Consider the following 22549-nt stretch of genomic DNA (forward strand, 5'->3'; position numbering starts at 1 on the left):
GCGGCCTAGACCGAAGTCGCCGCGGTGGCAGCGATCAGCGCCTCGGCAAAGGCCTGCAGGTCGTCGGCCGTGGTGTCCACATGCGGTGAGATCCGCAGCACCGACGCCGTCAGTTCCTGCGGCGCTCGCCCCACATCGGCGCAGGTCGTCACGATTCCCCGCTCCGCGAGCAGCCAGGCTCGCACTGCCGCCGGATCGGAGCCGTCGACCGCGGCTAGCGTGGTGATTGCGCTGGGTTCGTCGACCGCTTCGACCACCACCCAGCCGTCAACGTCTGCCAGCAGGGTCCGGGCGATGCCGCCGAGCTCGGCCAGGCGCGCCCTGATCAATTCCGGCCCGTAACTCAGGTGTTCGCCGACCGCTACTGAAAAGCCCACGCGCGCCGCCACATTGGCCTCACCAAGCTGCAGGCGCTGCGCCACCGACAGCGCCGGGGCCCACTCCGGCAGCGGCAGCCGCGGAGTCAGCCGTTCCATCAACTCCGAGCGCACGGCCAGCACTCCGACACCGCGCGGCCCGGCGAGCCATTTGCGCGACGACGAATAGGCGACGTCGGCGCCCACCGCGCAGTCCACCTGGCCCAGCGCCTGAGCGGCGTCGACGACCACCGGCAGCCGCAACTCGCGGCAGAGCCTGACCATCATCGCCAGTGGTTGCACGGTGCCGCGATGGCTGCCCACCGGGGTCAGATGCACCAGATCGGGCGGATCCTCCTCCAGGTCGAACGCCGCATCGTCCAGCGCCAGCCGGCCGTCGTCGAGGGTCGGCAAGAACCGCACTTCAAACCCGTGGGCGGCCATCAGGGCCAGGTTGGGGCCGTATTCTCCGGGCAGGCAGGCCAGGGTGCCGTGGGCGCCCGGCCAGCTGCCCAGCAGCAGGTCCAGCGCGTGCAGCGAGCCGGTGGTCAACACCACCTCGGCGTCGGGCATGCCGCACAGCGTCGCCACGGCAGCCCGTCCCGCGTCAAGCACGGCGGTGGCGGCGTCGGCGGCGACATACCCGCCGACCTCGGCCTCGTGCAGCGCATGCCGGGCGGTGGCGTTCAAGACCGCGAAGCTTTGCCGCGAGCAGGCGGCGCTGTCCAGGTGCAGCCCCGCGACCGGCGGGCGAGCCGCCCGCCACCGCTTCGCCAGGGTGCTCACTTCACGGCCAGCGACAAGCCGAAATCGCCGGCGTCGTCGGTCCACCACCGGGTGCGACGCAGCCCCGCCGCGACCAGCTCGGCCGCGACGCCGTCCGGCCGGAACTTGCACGACACCTCGGTCAGCATCGCCTCACCGGGTGCGAATACGACAGTCAGCTCGAGCGCGCCCACCCGCACCCGTTGCCCGCGATCGGCCTGAAGCCACATCTCGATCCGTTCCTCGGCGGTGTTCCAGCGGGCGATGTGCCGGTAGGCGTCGAGCTCGAAATCGGCATCCAGCTCGCGGTTGATCACCGCAAGGACGTTGCGGTTGAACCGGGCGGTCACCCCGGCGGCGTCGTCGTAGGCCCGCACCAGCCGCTCGGGGTCCTTGACCAGGTCGGTGCCCAAAAGGAGGCTGTCGCCAGGCTGCATCACCGCGGCCAGGGTCGCCAGGAATTCCGCCCGCGGGCCGGGTGTCAGGTTGCCGATCGTCGAGCCGAGGAACACGAACAATCGTCGGCCGCCGTCGGGAATCTCGGCCAGGTGTTCCTCGAAATCACCACACACAGCGTGTATTTCGATGCCCTGGTACTCGCTCTTGATAGCGTTCGCGGCCGCCGACAGGACGCCGGCGTCGACGTCGAACGGCACGAATCTTTGCAGCGAACCGCGATCGCGCAACGCGTTCAACAACATCCGGGTCTTTTCCGAGGTGCCGCTGCCGAGTTCGACCAGGGTGTCGGCCCCGCTGGCGGCGGCGATGCCGGCCGAGTGGGCTCGCAGGATACCGGCCTCGGCGCGCGTCGGGTAGTACTCCGGCAACCTGGTGATCTGGTCGAACAGATCGCTGCCCACCGAATCATAGAACCACTTGGGGGGCAACGACTTTGGAGTCATCTGCAGTCCGTCGAACACGTCTCGGCACAAGGCGAGGTAGGCCGAGTCCTCGGACAGGTGGTTGGATAGCGACAGCGTCATCAAGGTCCTTTCGTGGCGTCCAAGGCGGTCAACGTGACCCCTTCGGCGGTGACCTCCACCAGGTGGCGGTCCGGCACGTCCGCCCAATCGGCGTCGTCGTCATAGGGTTCGCTGGCCAGCACCACCCCGTCGGGGCGGCGCAGCATGGACAGCGTCTCGTTCCAGGTCGTGGCCAGTAACCGAGATCCGTTGGCGGCCACTATGTTAAGTCGGGCTAGCGGGTCGGCGGCACCGATCTCGGCGATGGTGCCGGCCAGTTCGTCCAATCCGCGCCCGAAGATGGTGGCGGCCAATATCGCGCTGTCGCAGACGGATTCGGCCGACGAGGGCAGCGGCAGCACGGCGCGGTCGACGACACCGTTGTGCGACAGCAGCCACTCTCCATCGGTAAACGGTGCGGTGGCGCTGATCTCGATCGGCATCCCGACGGTCGCCGAGCGGACCGCAGCCACCACGCAGTGGCTGCGCACCGCCGGCGCGACCGACGCGAACGACGTGTCACCCCACAACGGCGATGCGCTGCGCCACCGCCGCGGAACCCCCGCGTCGAAAAAGCCGACGCCCCAACCGTCGGCATTCATCAGGCCATGCTTTTGCCGGCGCGGCGCATAAGACTGCACCAGCAGGCTCCGCGGCGGCTCCAGCACCAGCGCGGACAGGGTCACCTCGGTGCCCAGCCAGCCCAGATGACGGCACATCAGCCCGGGCCCTCAACGTCCCAGGCCAGCCGCACGCCGGAGAAGATCTGCCGGCGGTACGGGTGATCCCAGTTGCGGAAGCTGGGCCGCAGGATGGCCGGCTCGACGGCCCAGGATCCGCCACGCAGCACCCGGTAGTCGCCCTCGAAGAACGGTTGGGAGTACCGGTCGTAGATCATCGGGACGAATCCCGGCCAGGGCCGCAGCGGCGAGCTGGTCCACTCCCAGACATCGCCGAGCAGCTGCTCGGCCCCATACGCCGACGCGCCGGCCGGGTAGGCGCCCACCGGCGCCGGGCGCAGCGCCGCGGCACCGAGGTTGGCGTGCCCGTCCGACGGCTGCTGCGCGCCCCACGGGTAGCGGCGCCGAGACTGGGTGACCGGATCCCATGCGCACGCCTTCTCCCACTCCACCTCGGTGGGCAGCCGGGCGCCGGCCCAGGCCGCGTAGGCCTCGGCTTCGAAGTAGGTGACATGCTGCACCGGCTCGTCGGGCGGAAGGTCTTCGCAGTAGCCGAACCGGGTCCGGGTTCGCCCGTCGGTGCCCCAGAACTGCGGGGCGGTCAGGCCGGCGCTCAACCGGTATTGCCAGCCGCGATCGGACCACCACCGCGATTGGGTGTAGCCGCCGTCGTCGACGAACTGTCGCCATTCGCCGTTGGTGACCGGAACCCTGCCGATCCGGAAGGCCGGCACGTCGACGACGTGGGCCGGGCGTTCGTTGTCCAGCGAGTACGGCTCGGCCTCGGCGTCCACACCCAGCACGAACGGCCCGCCCGGTACCAGCACCGACGTCCCGGCCACGCCCGGCCGGCCGACTGGCAGCACGGAGGACTCCCGCAGCAGCGGCGCGCCGGGGCGCAGGTTCAACGCCTGCAGCATGGTCTCGGTGTGCTGGTATTCGTGGCTGGCCACCATGCCGAAGGCAAAGCCGGCTTCGTCGGGCCGGTCGTCTGCAGCGTCGGGTAGGGCGTCCAGTGCGTCCAGGGCCGCGGCCCGGACGGTGCGACAGAAGGTTCGCGCCTGGTCCGGGGACAGCAACGGCAGCTCGACCCGGCTCGCGCGCGCGTGCCGGAATGCGTCGTAGAGGCCCTCGACCGCCGGCGGCAGCATCCCGGGGCGATCCGGGTTGCCGCCGCGCAGCAGCCACAACTCCTCCTGCTGACCGATGTGCGCCAAGTCCCACACCAGCGGGCTCATCAGCGGGTCGTATTGGCGGCACAGCTCCGCGTCGTCGAAATCGACCAGGCGCAACGTCAGCGTCCGGGCCCGCTCCAGATCCTGGGCCAGTCTTTCCCGTGTGGTCACGCTTCCCCTCGCGCCAACCGCGCTACCGCCGGCGCGATCCCCGATTCGACGACCCGGTCGGCGAAGTCGTCACCGCAGCAGCGGCCCTGCTCGACATTGGCGATCAACACCTGCATGGCGTCGGCGATCTGCGTCGGCGCCCGCTCGGCGGCGACGGTCACACATCGGTTGGCCGCCGCGTAGAGCCGCCGGTCTTCCAGGCCGACGCGGGCAGCGGTGTCCCAGGCGGTGGCGACGGGTTCGACGGCCTCCGCGGCCAGCTCGGCCGCCGCCGGGTCATCGAGCAGGGTCACCACCGTGAATGCCAGAGCGGGCCAGAACGCGTCGGGCACGCTGTCCAGGTAACGGATCTCCAGCCATTGCCGGGGACGTACCGGCGGGAACAGCGTGGTCAGGTGATAGTCCAGGTCGGCGGTGGTCGGGCGGCGGTCACCCAGCAACACCGTGCCGTTGGCCCAATCGGCGAAGGGCACGTAGTGAGTCACCGCCACGGCGTCGGGGTTGTGCACCAGCATCACCGGCGCCTTCAGGGCGTAACGCGCCCAGTCGGTGGCGGGGTCGTCCCCGCTGGCGCCCAGGATCGGCCCGCACCGCGCAGCATCCATCTGGCCCCACACCCGCTGCCGGGTGGACCGCCAACCGGAGAACTCGCCACCGAGCATCGGGGAATTGGCGGCGATCGCGATCATCGTCGGCCCCAAGGCGTGGGCCAGCCGCACCCGCGCCGCCCAATCGGCCTGCGGCCCGGCATCGACATTGACCTGTATGGAGGCGGTCGCCGTCATCATCGCCGCGCCGGCTGATCCGGAGTCGCTGGCGGCGAAGAACTGTTCCATGGCCCGATAACGCGGGCCCGGGTTGATCCGCTTCGTCGGCCGCAGCGGGTCGGCACCGAGAAACACCAGGCCCAGACCGGCATCGGCGAAGGCCGGGCGCAGCACGGCCTGGTCGCGGTTCATCGCTTCGATGGCCGCCAACACTCCGTCGCACGGCGGACCCGACAGTTCCACCGCGCCGCCGGGTTCGACGCTGACCGCGCTGCCGCCGGGCAGCGGGCCCACCCAGCCCAGAACGTCGCCGATCTCGTCCCAGCCTGGCCGGCGAAACGGATCCGCTGGGTCATAACAGTGCGCTTCCAGCTCCAGCCCGACCCGCCCGAGCGGGCCGTCGACGAGGCAACCGTCGGCCACGTACTCCCCCGCGGCTTCCAACGAGGCGATCTCGCGATCGCTGTCACCGGCGCTGTCCAGCTGCGCTGCCGCGGCAGTGCTGGGGGCAAACGTCATATCACGATTCCTCCGGGGCCTGCGCAGCTATCGAGAACGATAGCCGCCACCATCTCATCTTCCAGAGCGCCCCGACATATTCCCGCCCGCTTTTCAGTCACGGGTCAGATGAGTACCCACAGTTGCGGGTGGTTACTGGCCCAGCAGGTTCTGCATTGCCCCGGCCAGGACGTTGACCGCGGGACCGCCGTTGCCGGACTGACAGACCTTGGCTTGCACCAACACATTTTCGCGCAGCCTGGTTTGATCGAAGCAGCGCCGGTCGGTGCCGGCTTCCTGTTTGGTCCACGCCGCCGACGAATTGGGGGTGACGGCCGGCGGATCGCCGTCGAACGACCACACCTGCGTAGTCCCGTTATCCAGGTGCATCGCGGTGGTTTGCCCCGAGCAGCCCACAGTTCGGTCCACGACCCGGTGAAACGCCCGGCCTGCGGCGTCGTTGGTGGCGAACACTCCCACCGCCTGCTTGACGTAGTGGGTCTGGTCGGTGGCAGAGGTCTGGGTGATCGCCCCGTTGAACGACGCCAGGTCGGGGTCGTCGTACACCTCGGGCAGCCCGATGTCGGCCCAGTTGTTGCACACCGGTAGGTCGACCGCATACGCCTGGAACGGCTGGGTGAACACCGACTCCCAGCCCATCGGCGCGCCGACGATATTGCCGACCGATCCCCTGCCCAGGACGGCGTAGTTCACCACCCCCGGCTCTGACGGGTGAGCCAGCGCAACCGGAGCCATGGCAGCTGTAGTAGCGGCTGTCCAGGCCGCTGCCCAGCCCGCGAGGACCAGGCTCAGCACCGCGAATCGCATCCGGTCAGGCCTTGCCATGAAGCCGGGCCCGCACGCCTTCTTCCACCTTCTTGCCCAGATCGGGGTCCACGTTGCGCCAGTACTCGAACACCCGTGACAGCACCGGCTCCTGCACACCTTTGGAGGCATGCCCAATGACGTTGTTGGCCAAGCGTTCCCGGGCCGCGTCGTCGAGCACGTCGCGGACCAGGGCACCGGCCTGTCCCCAGTCGGCGTCGTCGGAACGCAAAGTGTATGCGGCACGCACCATCTGGCCGTCGGCCATCCAGCGCACCTCGGCGGCGCGTGCCGGATCAGCCTGCGGGCCGCCGTAAGAGTTGGGCGCATAGACCGGATCGGTGATGTTCTTGATCCGCATCGCACCGTCCTTGGAGTAGCTGTTGACCTCCACCTTCGGTGAATTGACCGGTATCTGCCTGTAATTGGTGCCCAGTCGGGCCCGGTGTGCATCGGAGTAGGAGAACCCGCGCGCCAGCAGCATCTTGTCCGGGCTCAATCCGGTGCCGGGCACGGTGTTATTGGGTTCGAATGCCGCCTGCTCCATCTCGGTGTGATAGTCGGTAACGTTGCGGTCCAACGTCAGTTTGCCGACGTCGATCAGGGGATAGTCGCGATGCGGCCACACTTTGGTCAGATCGAAGGGGTTGAACCGGTAGGCCTTGGCGTCCTCGAACGGCATAATCTGCATCTTGAGTGTCCAGCTGGGGAATTCGCCCCGCTCGATCGCGTCGTAGAGATCCCGTTGGTGGTAGTCGGCGTCTTCACCGGCCAGCCGGTCGGCGTCCTCCTGCGTCAGGAAGTCGATGCCCTGGTCGGTGATGAAATGGTACTTCACCCAAAAGATTTCGCCGGCGTCGTTGATCCAGCTGTAGGTGTGGCTTCCGTAACCGTTCATGTGCCGCCAGGTCTTCGGAATGCCGCGATCCCCCATCAGCCAGGTCACCTGATGCGCCGACTCGGGTGAGAGCGTCCAGAAGTCCCACTGCATGTTGTGGTCGCGTAGGTTGTTTGCCGCACGGCGCTTTTGGGAGCGGATGAAGTGCTGGAACTTCAGTGGATCGCGGATGAAGAAGATCGGGGTGTTGTTGCCGACCATGTCGAAGTTGCCCTCCGACGTGTAGAACTTCACCGCGAAACCGCGTGGATCCCGCCAGGTGTCCGGGCTGCCGCGCTCGCCCGCGACGGTGGAAAACCGGATCAGTGTCTCGGTTTTGGCACCCGGCTGGAACACCGCGGCTCTGGTGTACGCGCTGACATCGTTGGTCACTTCGAAGTGGCCGAACGCGCCGCCGCCTTTGGCGTGCGGCTGACGTTCCGGGATGCGTTCCCGGTTGAACATCGCCATCTGCTCGATCAGATAGTGGTCCTGCAACAGGATGGGGCCGTCGGGTCCGACGGTCAGCGACTGGTCATCGCTAGGGGCGGGACTGCCCGCGTCGGTGGTGGTGTAACGCTCCGTCATATCGGTGTCTCCTCGTCGACTGGGCTGGTTCAACGAAACTTATTGGGTTGCACGGTAATGCGTTTGGCGACGGCACTAAACCGGATCATGCTGGGCGCGAACGACTTTCGGCCTGTTACAGCACGGCCCGGCATCCCGCGACGGGACGCCGGGCCGGTTGTCCCGTGCCACGTTGGTCACATGATCCAGTATGCGCTTCTTCGCCGAAGCAGTTATGGCCGCGACGGCGCCGTCGTGGGGCTGGGGCTGCTGGGCGTCTGCGGTGCCCCGGGACCCATCTGGCCGGCACCCGGACCACCCGGACCACCCGGGCCGCCCGGACCACCGGGGAACCCGGGGCCCATGCCCGGGCCCATGCCGGGACCCATGCCCGGGCCCATGCCGGGACCCATGCCGGGAGGCGGGGGTCCGGGGAATCCGAACTGCCATCCCTGCCCCGGGCCGGGGCCACCCGGACCGGCCGGCATGAACATGCCGTGATGGTGGTGGCGGTGGTGATGACACTTGCCGTATCCGAAAACCAGGGCGCCGGCGACAAAGATCGACCAGGCGATGAAGATGCCGCCGGCAACGATCACCACCCACGCTGCGGCCTGGTACAGCCTCGGCGGCTTTTCCCTCGGCGGGGGCGGTGGTGCAGCGGCGGCTACGGCCGGCGGTGGGGACGGTGGGGGTGGTGGGGGCGGTGGGGGTGCGGGCTCAGGTGTTTCGCTCATCACTCGAATATTGCTCAGCCCCGCGGCAACCGCAAAGGGTTACGGCAATACGACTCCGGATTGATCACAAATTCATGAGGCCCGGTGCTCGAGTGAGCACCGGGCCCGGTGTCGAAGTTTCTAACGACCAGGTGTGGTGGCCGGCGCAACCGAGGACGGCACCTGCGCCGGACCGCCGGGACCGGTGCTCGGGCTCACCGCCGGGACGCCACCATTGGGACCTCCCATCCGGTGCATCATCGCGTGGGGCTTGTGGTGGCGGTGGTGGCCGTAGCCGCTGTGACCGCTTTGCATGCCGAGCCGGAAGCCGGTGAAGAAGATCACCGCGACGATGAACACGATTCCGGCGACGATGGCCACCCACGCCGCGGCTTTGAAGACCTTGGGGGTCTGATGGGGTACCGCCGGCGGTGGTGGTGCTACGGCGGTCGACGTCGGCGCTGTCGGAATTTCAGGTGTTTCGGTCATGAGACGCATGATGCCGGGGCAAACAGTGGTGGGGGCTATGCGCAACTTATGTAGTAGCTGTGAGCCCTCCCGGGCCGATCGGATGGCACCCGTGAGGCCTCTTGGAGGCCCCTGAGCGGACAAAGTCCCTATTAGGCACGGTTGGCCGACACGAACCATGAGCGCTACACCATAGCGACGTAGGGAGTCGGGCCGTGTCGTAGGGCAAAGCCGGCGAAGCAGGCACCGGCGGCGAAGCAGGCACCGGCGGCACCTAGGTCGCTAGGGCTCCCACCCAGGCTTGAACGGGTTGACCGCGAACTGGATCACCCGATACGGCGCCCGCGCACGTGGGTCGGCGTTATTCCACTGGCTGACGAATATCCGCAGCTCATCGAGCGTGGACCCGGGCGAGATGTATCCGCCATACGGCTGCGCCAGCCGATTGTCGTCGGGCGGCGGCAGGCTTTCCGCCGGCTCGGGCCATTCCTCCTCGTGTTGCACCACGGTGGTCACCGGAGCGGCACCGAGCGACATCGGGTCGTCGGCCACCCGGACCTCCATGTCGCCGTTACTGGCATTGAAATACGACAGCACCGTCTTGCCCTCGATCTGCCGGATGCTCATCTCGCCGACCTGGTCGGGCCATAGTGGGGTCGGCGGCTTGTTCCAGCCACCGCCGGGCCCGGCGGCCCAGCCCTGCCACCGCGACCGGTCGGTGAACGCTTCCGGCGTCGCCCGGTACAGCACCACGGGCAGCCAGCGGGTGAAGCTGTTGGCCACGATGTACACCCACCCGCTGGCCGACTCCGGGGTAGGGATCGGGTCGTAGTACCCGCTGATCTGTGTCTGTCCCCAGCGCTGGTAGGACGCATCACGCCGAGACCCCGGAACGGTCTGCCAGCCGCCGCGCGCCGGTTCGGCCACCACCAGCCGCGTATTCTGCGGCACCAGGTCTTTGGTCGTGGTCACCATCAGATAGTTGCGCCGGTTGATCTGCACCACCCCGGCAGGCAGCTGCGAATCCCCCGGTGGCGTCGGGTCGGCGAGCAGCGGCTGACTTACGCCGGTCACGCCGGTGTAGCGCACCCCGGCGGGGTCGTCGACCGACGCGGTGTCAACATGCAGGGCGATGGGCGAGTACCAGCCGCCGAACCCGACACCTTGGCCGGCGAAGCTGTCGCCGCAAACCTGCAGCACCCGGCTGGGAAATTCGATGAAGTCGCACAAGTCGGTGGCCCCGATGCCGTACTCACCGGTGGGAGTTCCGGTGCCGGCAGTCGGACCGATCCGCAGCACCTGACCGGGGGCCAGCGGCGGCAGGATCGGCTCGGGCACCGGCGCCGCGGGGTCGGCGCGTGCAACCCAAAACCATTGCGGGACAAGGAAAGTTGCGACCAGTAGCGAGCACCGCGCGACCCAGGCGGAGCTCACCCGCATGTCACAAGTCGGCGGCCAGCAGTTCGGCGATCTGGATGGTGTTCAGCGCCGCTCCCTTGCGCAGGTTGTCCCCCGCGACGAACAGAGCCAGGCCGCGCCCGTCCGGTACCCCGGGGTCCTGCCGGATGCGGCCAACGAGCGACTCGTCCACACCGGCGGCTGCCAGCGGCGTCGGCACGTCGACCACCTTCACACCGGGCGCGCCGTCGAGCAGCTCACGAGCCCGATCGGGCGAGAGCGGCCGGACGAACTCGGCGTTGATCGACAAGCAGTGCCCGGTGAACACCGGCACCCGCACGCAGGTCCCGCTGACCGCCAGGTCGGGAATACCCAGGATCTTGCGGCTCTCGAACCGCAGCTTCTGGTCCTCGTCGGTCTCCCCGGAGCCGTCGTCCACCAGCGACCCGGCCAGCGGCACCACGTTGAACGCGATCGGCGCGACGTACTTCTGCGGCGCCGGGAAATCCACGGCAGCACCGTCGTGCACCAGCTGCTCGGCGTCGTTGATCACCGCACGCGCCTGGGCTGCCAGCTCGGCCACCCCGGCCAGGCCGCTGCCGGAGACCGCTTGATAGGTGGAGGCCACCACACGGACCAGCTGGGCCTCGTCGTGCAACACCTTGAGCACCGGCATCGCCGCCATGGTGGTGCAGTTGGGGTTGGCGATAATGCCCTTCTTGAGGGGCCCGGCCCCGCGCACGTCCCGCTCGAAGTTGACCTCCGACACCACCAATGGCACCTCGGGGTCTTTGCGCCACGCCGACGAATTGTCGATCACCGTCACACCAGCGGCGGCGAACCGCGGCGCCTGCACCCGCGACATCGCCGCGCCAGCGGAGAACAGGGCGATGTCCAGCCCACGTGGGTCCGCCGTCGTGGCGTCTTCGACCTCGATCTCCTGGCCGCGGAACGCCAGCTTGCGGCCCTGGGAGCGGGCCGACGCGAAGAATCGTACGGATTCAGCCGGGAAGTCACGCTCGTCGAGCAGCGTGCGCATCACCTGGCCCACCTGACCGGTGGCACCCACTACGCCTATTGAAACGCCAATTGCCGCCACGCTAACGTCCCGTCCCCGCATACACCGTCGCCTCCTCGTCGCCGCCGAGGCCGAACGCCTCGTGCAGCGCGACCACCGCCTTGTCCAGTTCGGTGTCGCGGCACAGCACCGAGATCCGGATCTCCGACGTCGAGATCAGGTCGATGTTCACCCCGACCGCGGCCAGCGCCTCACAGAACGTCGCCGTCACCCCCGGATGGCTGCGCATGCCCGCCCCGATCAGCGACAGTTTGCCGATGTGGTCGTCGTAGAGCACCTGGGAGAAGCCGATCTCGTCTTTGAGCGAGTCCAGCTTGGCCACCGCGGTCGGTCCGACGTCACGCGAGCAGGTGAAGGTGATGTCGGTCTTGCCGTCCTCGATCTTGGAGACGTTCTGCAACACCATGTCGATGTTCACCTCGGCGTCGGCGATGGCGCGGAACACCTTGGCCGCATATCCGGGGATGTCGGGCAGCCCGACGATGGTCACCTTGGCCTCGCTGCGGTCGTGCGCGACTCCGGTGAGGATGGGGTCTTCCATAGGTACGTCCTTGATCGATCCGACGACGACGGTGCCCGGCTTGTCCGAATACGACGAGCGGACATGCACCGGAATGTTGTAGCGGCGGGCGTATTCCACACAGCGCAGCATCAGTACCTTGGCGCCGCAGGCCGCCATCTCGAGCATCTCTTCGAAGGTGACCGTGTCCAGCTTGCGCGCGTTGTTCATGATCCGCGGGTCGGCGGTGAAGATGCCGTCGACGTCGGTGTAGATCTCGCAGACGTCGGCGCCCAGCGCGGCCGCCAGGGCGACCGCGGTGGTGTCCGAGCCGCCGCGGCCCAGGGTGGTGACATCGCGGGTGTCCTGGCTGACGCCCTGGAATCCGGCGACCAGAACGATCCGGCCTTCGTCGAGCGCGGCTCGCACCCGCCCCGGGGTGACGTCGATGATCTTGGCGTTGCCGTGGGTGCCGGTGGTGATCACCCCGGCCTGCGAACCGGTGAACGACCGGGCCTGGGCGCCCAGCGATTCGATCGCCATGGCCACCAGCGCATTGGAGATGCGCTCACCGGCGGTCAGCAGCATGTCGAGTTCTCGCGGCGGCGGCACCGGACACACCTGCTGCGCCAGGTCCAGCAGGTCGTCGGTGGTGTCACCCATCGCGGAGACGACGACCACCACGTCGTTGCCCTGCTTCCTGGTGGCGACGATGCGTTCGGCGACCCGGCGAATCCGCTCGGCATCGGCTACCGAGGATCCGCCGTACTTCTGCACGACGAGCGCCACTGATCTTTTCCTGTCTTGATTGGCCCGGGTCTAAGTCCACAACAGGATACGTGGACGCGCATCTCGATTTTATGGGCGATGCCTGCGGGCGGCCCGGGCCTGTCGAGCGTGCGCCGACGGCGTCGAGCGTGAGGCCACGGCGTCGAGTGTGAGCCCACGGCGTCGAGCGTGAGGCCACGGCGTCGAGTGTGAACCGATGGTTTCCAGCGCGAACTCGGGGCGGAACTTTCGCAATTTCGCCGCCCACAACGCACACCCGAAGCCGTCAGCACACACTCGGCGTCAGTCAACGCGGCCGGTTTTGGTGAGCAGGCCGATAGCGGTAGAGTGCACAACGTGCAGCGGGTGCTCCTCCTCGGACGCCGCGACGGGGTCTGATCCAGACCGGCTTCCCGTCGCGGGCGTTCGCGACGCGCCGGTCTGAGGTTCCTTCTCACAACCCCGGAGCAACTACCGTGACCAATCCTGATACACCCGACGCGTATCGATCCGCCCGAACCGTCGTCAAACCTTCCGGCCCACCGCGTCCCGGCCAACCGTCGTGGAATCCGCAGCGGGGCTCGTCGATGCCGGTCCACCGGTACCGGCCCTTCGCCGAAGAAGTCCAGCCCGTCCGCCTCGCCGATCGCGGTTGGCCCGACCGCGTCATCACCGGTGCGCCGCTGTGGTGCGCGGTGGATCTGCGCGACGGCAATCAGGCGCTGATCGACCCGATGAGCCCGGCCCGCAAGCGCCGCATGTTCGACCTGCTGGTCCGCATGGGCTACAAGGAGATCGAAGTCGGGTTCCCGTCAGCCAGCCAGACCGACTTCGACTTCGTCCGCGAGATCATCGAGCAGGGCGCCATTCCCGACGACGTCACCATCCAGGTGCTGACCCAGTGCCGCCCGGAGCTGATCGAGCGCACCTTCGAAGCGTGCCAAGGTGCCGCAAAGGCCATCGTGCACTTCTACAACTCGACGTCGATCCTGCAGCGCCGGGTGGTGTTCAAAGCCGACCGGGCCGCGGTGCAGGCCATCGCGACCGACGGCGCCCGCAAGTGTCTTGAGGAGGCCGCCAAATATCCGGGCACCCAGTGGCGCTTCGAGTATTCGCCGGAGTCCTATACCGGCACCGAGCTGGAATACGCCAAAGAGGTCTGCGACGCCGTCGGCGAAGTCATCCAACCCACGCCGGACAACCCGATCATCTTCAATTTGCCCGCCACCGTCGAGATGGCCACGCCCAACGTCTACGCCGACTCGATCGAGTGGATGAGCCGCAACCTGGAGCGTCGCGACTCCGTGATTCTGAGCCTGCATCCGCACAACGACCGCGGAACCGCCGTCGCCGCAGCCGAATTGGGCTATCAGGCCGGGGCCGACCGGATCGAGGGCTGCCTGTTCGGCAACGGCGAGCGCACCGGCAACGTATGCCTGGTGACACTGGGGCTCAACCTGTTCTCCCGCGGGGTGGACCCGCAGATCGACTTCTCCAACATCGACGACATCCGCCGAACCGTCGAGTACTGCAACCAGCTGCCGGTGCACGAGCGGCACCCCTACGGCGGCGACCTGGTCTACACCGCGTTCTCCGGCAGCCACCAGGACGCCATCAACAAGGGCCTGGACGCGATGAAGTTCGACGCCGACGCCGCCGACACCGATGTCGAGGACATGCTGTGGCAGGTGCCGTATCTGCCGATCGACCCGCGTGATGTCGGCCGAACCTACGAAGCCGTGATCCGGGTCAACTCGCAGTCCGGCAAGGGCGGGGTGGCCTACATCATGAAGGCCGACCACGGCCTGGTCCTGCCGCGGCGGCTGCAGATCGAGTTCTCGCGCGTGATCCAACAGATCGCAGAGGGCACGGCGGGTGAGGGCGGTGAGGTCTCACCGAAGGAGATGTGGGAGGTATTCGCCGAGGAATACCTCGCCCCGGTGCGGCCGCTGGAGCGCATCAAGCAACATGTCGACGCCGCTGACGACGACGGTGGCACCACCAGCATTGTCGCGACCGTCAAGATCGACGGCGTGGAGACCGAGATCAGCGGCAGCGGTAACGGCCCACTGGCGGCGTTTGTCGACGCGCTCGGCCACGTCGGCTTCGACGTGGCCATCCTGGACTATTCCGAGCACGCGATGAGCGCGGGCGGCGATGCACAGGCCGCGGCATATGTCGAGGCTTCGGTGGCGGGCAGGACGGATGGTGCCGCAGACGCCGAGCGTAAAACGGTGTGGGGCGTCGGTATCGCCCCGTCGATCACCACCGCGTCGCTGCGGGCCGTCGTCTCGGCGGTCAACCGGGCGTTGCGCTAGGCCAGGTGCCCGGCCGTGAAATGACGCAATACTGGCTCGTCGGTCTCAAGCCGGACGGAGCAGACGACATCTACCGCAAACCAACAGCGGCTGGCTACGAGCTCAGCCACTGGCGTCGACCGAAACGCTGAGTTTTTCGGGCTGCGCATTGAGGCCGCTGCGGCTGCTGTACAAGCGACGTGACCATCAAGCCTCGCCCAGATAGAAGCCACGAACGCAGTAGCAGCTAGTCCTGGAAGTAGGCGCTTAGCAGTCGTTCAACCAGCGCAGCCGGGTCGCCGTCATTGAGGTCAACGGGAATCGTCAGCCTGCTGAACATATAGCCGTTGAGCAGGCGGCTGAGTTCGTCCATTTGTTCGGGCGTCGGGTTGAAGCCCGCCGCCTCCAAGACGAGCGTGGCAGACTTCACCGCGGCAGCCTGAAGCTGCGTCAGGAACGGCTGCAGTTCAGCTCGACGCGTGCCCTCCATGAACAGCTCGAACCGCGCCAGCGTGTAACAGCGCGCGTTGTCATCCGGCAGGGCAAGCATTCGCGTCAAGAGCTCCTTGACGCCGTCACGGTCGAGGGAGCCCACGGCGGCCCGCAGGGCCTCGACGCGCTGCCAATGCAGGTCGACGGTTCGCGACGCCGCGGCTTCCAGCAGGGCCTGGCGCGTGCGGAAGTAGTTCTACGTGGTGCCTGCGGGCAACCCCGCCCGCTCATCGACCTGTCGATGTGTGAGCCCGCCGACTCCGACGTCGGCGAGGATGTCGATGGCGGCATCGAGGATTCGGGTGCGGCGTTGCGGGTTGGGTGGCATCAGTCGGTGTAGCGCAGCCGCCAGAACAGGGTCAGGAACGCCGGATACACCGCGATCAGCAGCAGATAGCTGAACCACATTGGAAACCACGTCACGATCGACACGTCCCTGACCACATACGACATGTAGACGTGTAGCGGCACGCTGCCGGCGATGTAGACCACCGACGCGGTGAACAACAGCCGATGCCGTTTGCCGGTGAACCGGACACGGTGCCACACCAGGATGCCGGTGATGGCCGCATACGTCATCGGCACCAGCAGGATTCGGTCCGTCGTCACCGTCACCACGTAGCGCAGCGCTGTCTCGTCTCCGAAGATCACGCGGTACAGGTGTAAGGCGACGCCGAGCGAAATCGTCAGGATCGCGGCTTCCCGGAAGAAATAGCCGTGCCGGCGGTACACGCTTTGATCTACTACATCCGTAGTGCAAGCAAGATTCAGAAGAGGGCGAGCTGATCATCCACAAGGCCGGGGTCGGTGAATTGCTCCATGCTGGTGCCGCCGACGACGGATTCCACAGAGTCCATGAACTGCGCGTCGGATACCACCGGTACCCCCAATTGCAGGGCGTGATAGCCCTTGCCCTGATCGGGAGCCGTCTCGTTGCAGACCACCAATGAGGTCTCCCGATCCACGTCGTCGCTGTAAGCCAGTCCGGCGTACAAGATCCGCTCGACCAGCTCCTCGTGTGTGCGCCCTAACTCAGCGGCCAACGCCACCCGCATGCCCTGCACCAGGGGCCGGCCGGCGACGTAGCGGCCCGGGTTGAGATACGGACAGAGCATCCGGGACGCCATCACCTTCAGCGGGCGCAATTCGTCGTGAGTCACCCGCCCGTTCGGCCAATGACGTCGGGTCACCGGACGTATCGGCAGCCAGACATCCAGTTCCCGGGCGCGCTCGAGAGCGGGCGTCAGCACCCCGGTCAACACCAACGCGTCGTCGAACGCGTCGTGCGGGCGCTCCTGGGTGATACCCCAGTGCGCCGCGAGCGTCTCCAGTCGCAGGTTGTCCATGCCGAGCTCGAGCCGGCGGGCCAGCTCGACCGTGCACATGACGGTGTCGACGGGAAGTTCGGCGTCGGCGAGTTCAGCTTCGGCGGCCAGGAACGCGTAGTCGAACGCGACATTGTGCGCCACCAGGGTGCGCCCGCGTAGCACCTCGACCACCTCACCCACAATGTCGGCGAATTGCGGCTGGTCTTCGAGCATGGCCGCGGTCAGACCGTGGACATGGGTCGGGCCCGGGTCCACTCCCGGATTGAGCAGGCTGACCACGGACTGCTCCACCCGCCCGTCGGCATCGAGGCCGAGCGCGGCGATGCTGATGATCCGGGCCTGACCAGGGCGAAAGCCCGAAGTCTCGACGTCGATGACGGCCCAACCCCCGTGCGGGTGGCTGGCCGGCCGTCCCCAGGTGTGGCTCACAGGATGAGAATGGCATGCACGACCGACATCAGCGGCGTCGCAGCGCATCGTGTCGCGCTGAAACCACCATGAGGGCGACCCGACCCCCGCAAGCGGGAGGTACCCCAGCGCCCGGCGACAAGCACCGAGCTAGCGATCGCCCTTAAACTCACCCGGGTGATCACCACCCGGGCCCGCCTTGCCCTCGCCGCCGGGGCGAGCGCGCGCTGGGCATCGCGGGTCACCGGGCGCGGAGCCGGCGCGATGATCGGCGGCCTGGTCGCGATGACCCTGGACCGCTCGGTGCTGCGCCAACTCGCCGCGGGCCGTCGCACCGTGGTCGTCACCGGGACCAACGGCAAGTCGACGACAACCCGGATGACGGCCGCGGCTTTGGGCACGTTGGGCGCAGTGGCCACCAACGCCGAGGGCGCCAACATGGACGCCGGACTGGTGGCCGCGCTGGCCGCGGATCGCCACGCCAAGCTGGCGGCTCTGGAGGTCGACGAAATGCACGTGCCGCACGTGTCCGACGCCGTGGAGCCCGCCGCCATCGTCCTGCTGAACTTGTCGCGGGATCAGCTGGATCGCGTCGGTGAGATCACCGTGATCGAACGCACGCTGCGCGCCGGGCTGGCGCGGCACCGGCAGGCCGTCGTCGTCGCCAATTGCGACGACGTGCTGATGACCTCGGCGGCCTACGACAGCTCGCGCGTGGTGTGGGTGGCTGCGGGCGGCTCCTGGTCCAACGATTCGGTGAGCTGCCCCCGCAGCGGCGAGGTCATCGTCCGCGAGCACGGCCACTGGTACAGCACCGGCGCCGACTTCAAGCGGCCCTGCCCGCAGTGGTGGTTCGACGACCACACCCTCTACGGTCCCGACGGGCTGGCACTGCCGATGCGGTTGGCGCTGCCGGGTGCGGTGAATCGTGGCAATGCCGCCCAGGCCGTCGCGGCCGCCGTCGCGCTGGGTGCCGATCCACGGAAAGCGGTCGCCGCCGTCTGCACGGTCGACGAGGTTGCTGGACGCTATCGAACCGTGCGCACCGGTGCGCACGAAGCGCGGATCCTGCTGGCCAAGAACCCGGCCGGCTGGCAGGAAGCGCTGTCGATGGTGGACAAGCACGCGGCAGGGGTGGTCATCGCGGTCAACGGTCAGGTTCCCGACGGCGAGGACCTGTCGTGGCTGTGGGACGTGCGGTTCGAGCACTTCGCGGAAACCTTCAAAACAACCCCGGTGGTAGCCGCCGGCGAACGCGGCACGGACCTGGCCGTGCGTCTGGGATACGCCGGTGTCGAGCACACCCTGGTGCACGACACCGTCGCGGCCATCGCGTCCTGCCCGCCCGGGCGGGTCGAGGTCGTCGCCAACTACACCGCGTTTCTGCAGCTGCAACGGGCCTTGGCGCGCCATGGCTGATGCCCGGTCTTTTTCCAAAGTGCGGATCGGCCTGGTGCTGCCCGACGTGATGGGCACCTACGGCGACGGCGGCAACGCCGTGGTGCTGCGCCAACGCCTGCGCATGCGTGATATCGCCGCCGAGATCGTCGAGATCACGCTGGCCGATCCGGTTCCGGAGTCGCTGGACCTCTACACGCTGGGCGGCGCGGAGGACTATGCCCAGCGGCTGGCCACCAGGCACCTGCTGCAGTACCCGGGCCTGCAGCGCGCAGCAGCCCGCGGTGCGCCGGTGCTGGCGATCTGCGCGGCCGTCCAGGTGCTGGGCCAGTGGTACGAGACATCCTCGGGAGAACGGGTCGACGGTGTGGGCCTGCTCGATGCCACCACCTCGCCGCAGCAGGGGCGCACCATCGGCGAGCTGGTCAGCAAGCCGTTGCTGGCCGGTTTGACGCAGCCATTGACCGGTTTCGAAAACCACCGGGGCGGTACCGTCCTGGGTCCCGCGGCGTCGCCGTTGGGGGCGGTGGTCAAGGGTGCGGGCAACCGAGCCGGTGACGGCTTCGACGGCGCGGTTCAGGGCAGTGTGGTCGCGACATATATGCACGGGCCCTGCCTGGCCCGCAACCCCGAGCTTGCCGACCTGTTGCTCAGCGAGGTCGTAGGTGAGCTGTCGCCGCTGGAGCTCCCCGAGGTGGACCTGCTACGCCGCGAGCGGCTGCGCGCTTAGGGCTGCACCACCCTCTGGTCAGCAGGGCGTTGCGCACCCGGGCGATTACCTCTTCGGATCTGTCTTCGGCGATCACCCGGATGATCAGCCAACCCAGCTGCGCCAGCGTGCGCAGTCGCCGTTGGTCGTGCGCATACCGCCGGCGATCGGTGCGGTGCTGGTCACCGTCATATTCAGCCGCCACCTGGTATTTCTCCCAGCCCATATCCAGCATCGCGATCAGCCGCCAATCTTTCTGCACCGGTATCTGCGTGCTGGGCGTGGGAAATCCGGCATCGATCAGCAAGAGCCGCAGCCAGGTCTCCCTCGGGGACGCCGCGCCCGCGTCGACGACGGGCAGCACCGCCCGCAGTCGGCGGACACCACGCGCACCTGGATAGCGCCTGGCCAATAGGAGCACATCTGCGGTTGAGAACGGCGTCGCTCGCAGGAGTGCGTCGAGGCGCGCCACCGCCTGCCCGCGTGGCAGATGCCTACCGAGGTCATACGCCGTCCGCGCCAACGTGGTCACCGGCAGACCCGATACCCGGGTGACCTCGTCATCGGCGAGGACTTCGTCGCGAGCGACGAGCCCCCGCGGCGGCCTGGTATTGCACCAGACCACCTCGATGGCGGCGTCGTCGTCGATCCATTGCGCACCGTGCAATGCGGACGCGGCCACACCGGCGATGACCGCTCGGCGTCCCGACCATAACCATGCCCCGATAGTCCGGTCGCGCAGTGTCAGGTTGTGCTGCCGCGGGGCGTAGACACCTGGATACACCGGCCGGTACCACCGTTACAGCTCATGCCGGGTCACTTTCCCGGAGGAGACAGCTTCGCTGCCGAGGAAAACCGCCGTCATGGCTCGAGATGTTGGCAGCGGGGACCGACAACTCACCGAGCCTGAAAATCTGCAGAGAAAGTGCGAGTAGCGGCCTGCAAAATTACCGGCTTGGCGAAATCACGGCGAAATCACGCGAGCACTCGGCGGCCGGTCAACGCACGGCCGAGGGTCAGCTCGTCGGCGAACTCCAGGTCGCCGCCCATTGGCAGGCCTGATGCGATCCGGGTGACGGTCAGGCCGGGAATGTCGCGCAGCATCCGCACCAGGTAGGTGGCGGTGGCCTCACCCTCGGTATTGGGGTCGGTGGCGATGATCACCTCGGTGATGTCGACGTCGTCGACCCGCTCACCGATGCGGCTCAGCAGCTCTCGGATCCGCAACTGCTCCGGGCCGATCCCGGACAGTGGATCAAGCGCACCACCCAAGACGTGGTAGCGGCCGCGGAATTCGCGAGTGCGCTCGACGGCTTGGATGTCCTTGGGCTCCTCCACGACGCACACCAGGGAGCCGTCGCGGCGTGGATCAGCGCAGATGCGGCAACGTTCGCCATCGGAGACGTTGCCGCACACGGCGCAGAACCGGACGCCGTCGCGCACCCGACCCAGTACGGCGGTCAGGCGGTCGATATCCGACGGCTCGACCGACAAGAGGTGAAACGCAATGCGCTGCGCGCTCTTGGGTCCGATACCCGGCAACTTTCCGAGCTCGTCGATCAGATCCTGGACAGGTCCCTCGAACATGTCGGTGCGGGTCAGACCCCCGGCGCTCCCGGCATACCCGGCCCACCAGGCATACCCGGCATACCCGGCCCACCCGGCATCCCCGGCCCGGGCCCACCAGGCGCACCCGGCGCACCCGGCGGACGCATCGCCCCGGCCAATGCCCCCAGCCGTTCCTGCGCCATCTTCGTCACCTGCTGCGACGCGTCGCGCATCGCACCGACGATCAGGTCCTGCAAAGTCTCGATATCGCCCGGGTCGACGACCTTGGGGTCGATCGTCACACCGATCACCTCGCCGCTGCCTTTGACGCGAACCTGGACCAAGCCACCACCGGCTTGGCCGTGCACTTCAGAGTTGGCCAGTTGGTGCTGGGCTTCCAGTAGCTTCTGCTGCATCTGCTGCGCCTGGGCCAACAGTGCCGACATATCGCCTCCAGGTTGCATGACAGTCCCCTCGCATCTTGGTCTCGAGTTGGTTTCGCCTGCGGTTGTCGGGCGATTCGAAACATTCAGCCTAGACCGCTTCACGTTAGCTTTGCGCAGTGGACGTACGAGTCAGCCTGCGTGTCGGGATCGCCCTCCTGCTCAGCGGTGTCGTCGGGGTGCTCGTCGCCGTTGCGGTACCGCTGGTCCCCACAGCCGCCGCGACCCCCGCCACTATCGCCGGCATGGTCGTATTCATCGATCCCGGCCACAACGGAGCCAACGACTCGTCGATCGGGCGCCAGGTACCCACGGGTCGCGGCGGCACCAAGGACTGCCAAGCCAGCGGAACGTCGACCAACAGCGGCTATCCGGAACATACCTTCACCTGGGACACCGCGCTGCGACTCCGGGCCGCACTCAACGCGTTGGGGGTGCGCACCGCCATGTCGCGCGGCAACGACAACGCGCTGGGGCCGTGCGTCGACGAACGCGCCAACATGGCCAACGCCCTGCATCCGAACGCGGTCGTCAGCCTGCACGCCGACGGCGGGCCGGCCACCGGCCGCGGCTTCCACGTCAACTACTCCGCGCCGCCACTGAACGCGACCCAGGCCGGACCGTCGGTGCAGTTCGCCAAGGTGATGCGGGACCAGCTGCAGGCCTCGGGCATTCCGCCGGCCAACTACATCGGCCAGGACGGGCTGTACGGACGTTCCGATCTGGCGGGCCTGAACCTGGCGCAGTACCCGTCAATCCTGGTCGAACTCGGCAACATGAAGAACCCGGCGGACTCGGCGCTGATCGAGTCCGCCGAGGGCCGGCAAAAGTACGCCAACGCGCTGGTCCGCGGTATCGCAGGTTTCCTGGCCGCCCAGAGCCAGTCGCGTTAGCCTTCCAGCTGCTTCTTCAGGTTGGCCAGCACCTCGCCCTGAATCCGCTTCAAGCCCAGCGGCGCAAACGTTCTTTCGAAGAAACCCTTGACGCCCCCGGCGCCGTTCCAGGTGGTCTTGACGGTGACGCTACAGCCGGGCCCCGCGGGAGCCACCGTCCAATTGGTGATCATGGACGAGTTCGCGTCCTTTTCGATCACCGTGTGGCCCGCGACGTCGACGTTGACCTGGACGTTGCGCACGCGTGATTTGGTGGCCTGCAGCCGCCATTTTGCGACCGTGCCCTGTCCCTGGCCACCCTCGAGCACCTGGTACTCGCTGTACTGCGGAGAGAGGATTTTCGGGCGGACATTGCGATAATCGGCCACCGCATCGAGTGCGGCCGCGGGCTCAGCATTGATCAAGATCGTGCTCGCTGCGCTCACCTGTGCCATCAGGTGTAACTCCTCCGTATCGAGCCCGC

General features: G+C 67.6%; 23 protein-coding genes and 1 pseudogene. 5 read left to right on the top strand and 19 right to left on the bottom strand.

The window, feature by feature from the left end; all coding sequences use genetic code 11:
* Nucleotides 1-5: 5 nt before the first annotated feature.
* The 12 genes from egtE to EET10_RS27115 all read right to left on the bottom strand — a co-directional run bounded on the left by egtE (nucleotide 6) and on the right by EET10_RS27115 (nucleotide 12591).
* Entirely contained in the window at nucleotides 6-1142 is a 1137-nt protein-coding gene (gene egtE, locus EET10_RS27060) for an ergothioneine biosynthesis PLP-dependent enzyme EgtE (RefSeq protein WP_122502661.1), read from the bottom strand.
* Entirely contained in the window at nucleotides 1139-2104 is a 966-nt protein-coding gene (gene egtD / locus EET10_RS27065) for an L-histidine N(alpha)-methyltransferase (RefSeq protein WP_036405556.1), read from the bottom strand. The genes egtE and egtD overlap by 4 nt, the downstream gene beginning before the upstream one ends.
* On the bottom strand, nucleotides 2104-2802 hold the full coding sequence (gene egtC / locus EET10_RS27070; RefSeq protein ID WP_036405558.1) for an ergothioneine biosynthesis protein EgtC: 699 nt from the start codon (nucleotides 2800-2802) through the stop codon (nucleotides 2104-2106). The genes egtD and egtC overlap by 1 nt, the downstream gene beginning before the upstream one ends.
* Nucleotides 2802-4109: an ergothioneine biosynthesis protein EgtB gene (egtB, locus tag EET10_RS27075; RefSeq protein WP_063468648.1), complete on the bottom strand. Its 1308-nt coding sequence runs from the start codon at nucleotides 4107-4109 to the stop codon at nucleotides 2802-2804. The genes egtC and egtB overlap by 1 nt, the downstream gene beginning before the upstream one ends.
* Entirely contained in the window at nucleotides 4106-5395 is a 1290-nt protein-coding gene (gene egtA / locus EET10_RS27080) for an ergothioneine biosynthesis glutamate--cysteine ligase EgtA (protein WP_036405562.1), read from the bottom strand. The genes egtB and egtA overlap by 4 nt, the downstream gene beginning before the upstream one ends.
* 132 nt (nucleotides 5396-5527) lie before the next feature.
* Nucleotides 5528-6220: a sensor domain-containing protein gene (locus EET10_RS27085; protein WP_122502662.1), complete on the bottom strand. Its 693-nt coding sequence runs from the start codon at nucleotides 6218-6220 to the stop codon at nucleotides 5528-5530.
* Nucleotides 6207-7664 (bottom strand): catalase, encoded by a 1458-nt coding sequence (locus EET10_RS27090; protein WP_036405565.1) that lies wholly within the window; start codon nucleotides 7662-7664, stop codon nucleotides 6207-6209. The genes EET10_RS27085 and EET10_RS27090 overlap by 14 nt, the downstream gene beginning before the upstream one ends.
* A gap of 212 nt (nucleotides 7665-7876) precedes the next feature.
* Nucleotides 7877-8380 (bottom strand): hypothetical protein, encoded by a 504-nt coding sequence (locus EET10_RS27095; RefSeq protein WP_122502663.1) that lies wholly within the window; start codon nucleotides 8378-8380, stop codon nucleotides 7877-7879.
* A 120-nt stretch (nucleotides 8381-8500) separates the two neighbouring features.
* Nucleotides 8501-8857 carry a hypothetical protein gene (locus EET10_RS27100; RefSeq protein ID WP_122502664.1) on the bottom strand — a complete coding sequence of 119 codons (357 nt, stop codon included), beginning with the start codon at nucleotides 8855-8857 and terminating at the stop codon, nucleotides 8501-8503.
* Between the two features lie 252 nt (nucleotides 8858-9109).
* Nucleotides 9110-10267, bottom strand: coding sequence for a DUF4185 domain-containing protein (locus EET10_RS27105; RefSeq protein WP_122502665.1), 1158 nt, complete (start codon nucleotides 10265-10267; stop codon nucleotides 9110-9112).
* 1 nt (nucleotide 10268) lies between these two features.
* Entirely contained in the window at nucleotides 10269-11315 is a 1047-nt protein-coding gene (locus EET10_RS27110; protein ID WP_099188574.1) for an aspartate-semialdehyde dehydrogenase, read from the bottom strand.
* 10 nt (nucleotides 11316-11325) lie between these two features.
* On the bottom strand, nucleotides 11326-12591 hold the full coding sequence (locus EET10_RS27115; RefSeq protein WP_036405570.1) for an aspartate kinase: 1266 nt from the start codon (nucleotides 12589-12591) through the stop codon (nucleotides 11326-11328).
* Nucleotides 12592-13046: 455 nt separating this feature from the next.
* Here EET10_RS27115 and leuA point away from each other — a divergent pair, with 455 nt between their 5' ends.
* Complete coding sequence (gene leuA / locus EET10_RS27120; protein ID WP_122502666.1) at nucleotides 13047-14888, top strand: 2-isopropylmalate synthase; 1842 nt, start codon at nucleotides 13047-13049, stop codon at nucleotides 14886-14888.
* A gap of 226 nt (nucleotides 14889-15114) precedes the next feature.
* Here leuA and EET10_RS31390 read toward each other — a convergent pair whose 3' ends face one another.
* Complete coding sequence (locus tag EET10_RS31390; RefSeq protein WP_281280103.1) at nucleotides 15115-15462, bottom strand: hypothetical protein; 348 nt, start codon at nucleotides 15460-15462, stop codon at nucleotides 15115-15117.
* Between the two features lie 30 nt (nucleotides 15463-15492).
* Here EET10_RS31390 and EET10_RS31395 point away from each other — a divergent pair, with 30 nt between their 5' ends.
* Complete coding sequence (locus EET10_RS31395; RefSeq protein WP_246013703.1) at nucleotides 15493-15699, top strand: hypothetical protein; 207 nt, start codon at nucleotides 15493-15495, stop codon at nucleotides 15697-15699.
* Here the strand turns inward: EET10_RS31395 and EET10_RS27130 are convergent.
* Together EET10_RS27130 and EET10_RS27135 are read right to left on the bottom strand one after the other, a co-directional pair.
* Entirely contained in the window at nucleotides 15687-16091 is a 405-nt protein-coding gene (locus EET10_RS27130; RefSeq protein ID WP_122502667.1) for a hypothetical protein, read from the bottom strand. The genes EET10_RS31395 and EET10_RS27130 overlap by 13 nt on opposite strands.
* Before the next feature lie 35 nt (nucleotides 16092-16126).
* Entirely contained in the window at nucleotides 16127-17116 is a 990-nt protein-coding gene (locus tag EET10_RS27135) for a DEDDh family exonuclease (protein ID WP_036405576.1), read from the bottom strand.
* A 156-nt stretch (nucleotides 17117-17272) separates the two neighbouring features.
* On the opposite strand from EET10_RS27135, the gene EET10_RS27145 reads away from it, so the two are divergent.
* Together EET10_RS27145 and EET10_RS27150 are read left to right on the top strand one after the other, a co-directional pair.
* Complete coding sequence (locus EET10_RS27145; protein ID WP_036405578.1) at nucleotides 17273-18514, top strand: Mur ligase family protein; 1242 nt, start codon at nucleotides 17273-17275, stop codon at nucleotides 18512-18514.
* Nucleotides 18507-19223, top strand: coding sequence for a type 1 glutamine amidotransferase (locus EET10_RS27150; RefSeq protein WP_036405580.1), 717 nt, complete (start codon nucleotides 18507-18509; stop codon nucleotides 19221-19223). Before EET10_RS27145 ends, EET10_RS27150 begins: the two co-directional genes overlap by 8 nt.
* Here EET10_RS27150 and EET10_RS27155 read toward each other — a convergent pair.
* The 3 genes and pseudogenes from EET10_RS27155 to EET10_RS27165 form a co-directional block, all read right to left on the bottom strand.
* Nucleotides 19144-20067 (bottom strand): annotated as a pseudogene (locus EET10_RS27155) (hypothetical protein). The gene EET10_RS27150 and the pseudogene EET10_RS27155 sit on opposite strands and share 80 nt — an antisense overlap.
* Nucleotides 20068-20177: 110 nt before the next feature.
* The gene (recR, locus tag EET10_RS27160; RefSeq protein WP_036405584.1) at nucleotides 20178-20789 is read right to left on the bottom strand and encodes a recombination mediator RecR; all 612 of its coding nucleotides are present in this window, start codon (nucleotides 20787-20789) and stop codon (nucleotides 20178-20180) included.
* Between the two features lie 11 nt (nucleotides 20790-20800).
* Nucleotides 20801-21214, bottom strand: coding sequence for a YbaB/EbfC family nucleoid-associated protein (locus EET10_RS27165; RefSeq protein WP_063466329.1), 414 nt, complete (start codon nucleotides 21212-21214; stop codon nucleotides 20801-20803).
* 98 nt (nucleotides 21215-21312) lie between these two features.
* Here EET10_RS27165 and EET10_RS27170 point away from each other — a divergent pair, with 98 nt between their 5' ends.
* On the top strand, nucleotides 21313-22086 hold the full coding sequence (locus EET10_RS27170) for an Rv3717 family N-acetylmuramoyl-L-alanine amidase (RefSeq protein ID WP_036405585.1): 774 nt from the start codon (nucleotides 21313-21315) through the stop codon (nucleotides 22084-22086).
* On the opposite strand, the gene EET10_RS27175 is transcribed toward EET10_RS27170, so the two are convergent.
* Complete coding sequence (locus EET10_RS27175) at nucleotides 22083-22520, bottom strand: SRPBCC family protein (RefSeq protein WP_122502668.1); 438 nt, start codon at nucleotides 22518-22520, stop codon at nucleotides 22083-22085. The two genes, EET10_RS27170 and EET10_RS27175, sit on opposite strands and share 4 nt — an antisense overlap.
* Between the last annotated feature and the right edge of the window lie 29 nt (nucleotides 22521-22549).

This window comes from Mycobacterium pseudokansasii (assembly GCF_900566075.1).
GTDB classification, from domain to species: domain Bacteria; phylum Actinomycetota; class Actinomycetes; order Mycobacteriales; family Mycobacteriaceae; genus Mycobacterium; species Mycobacterium pseudokansasii.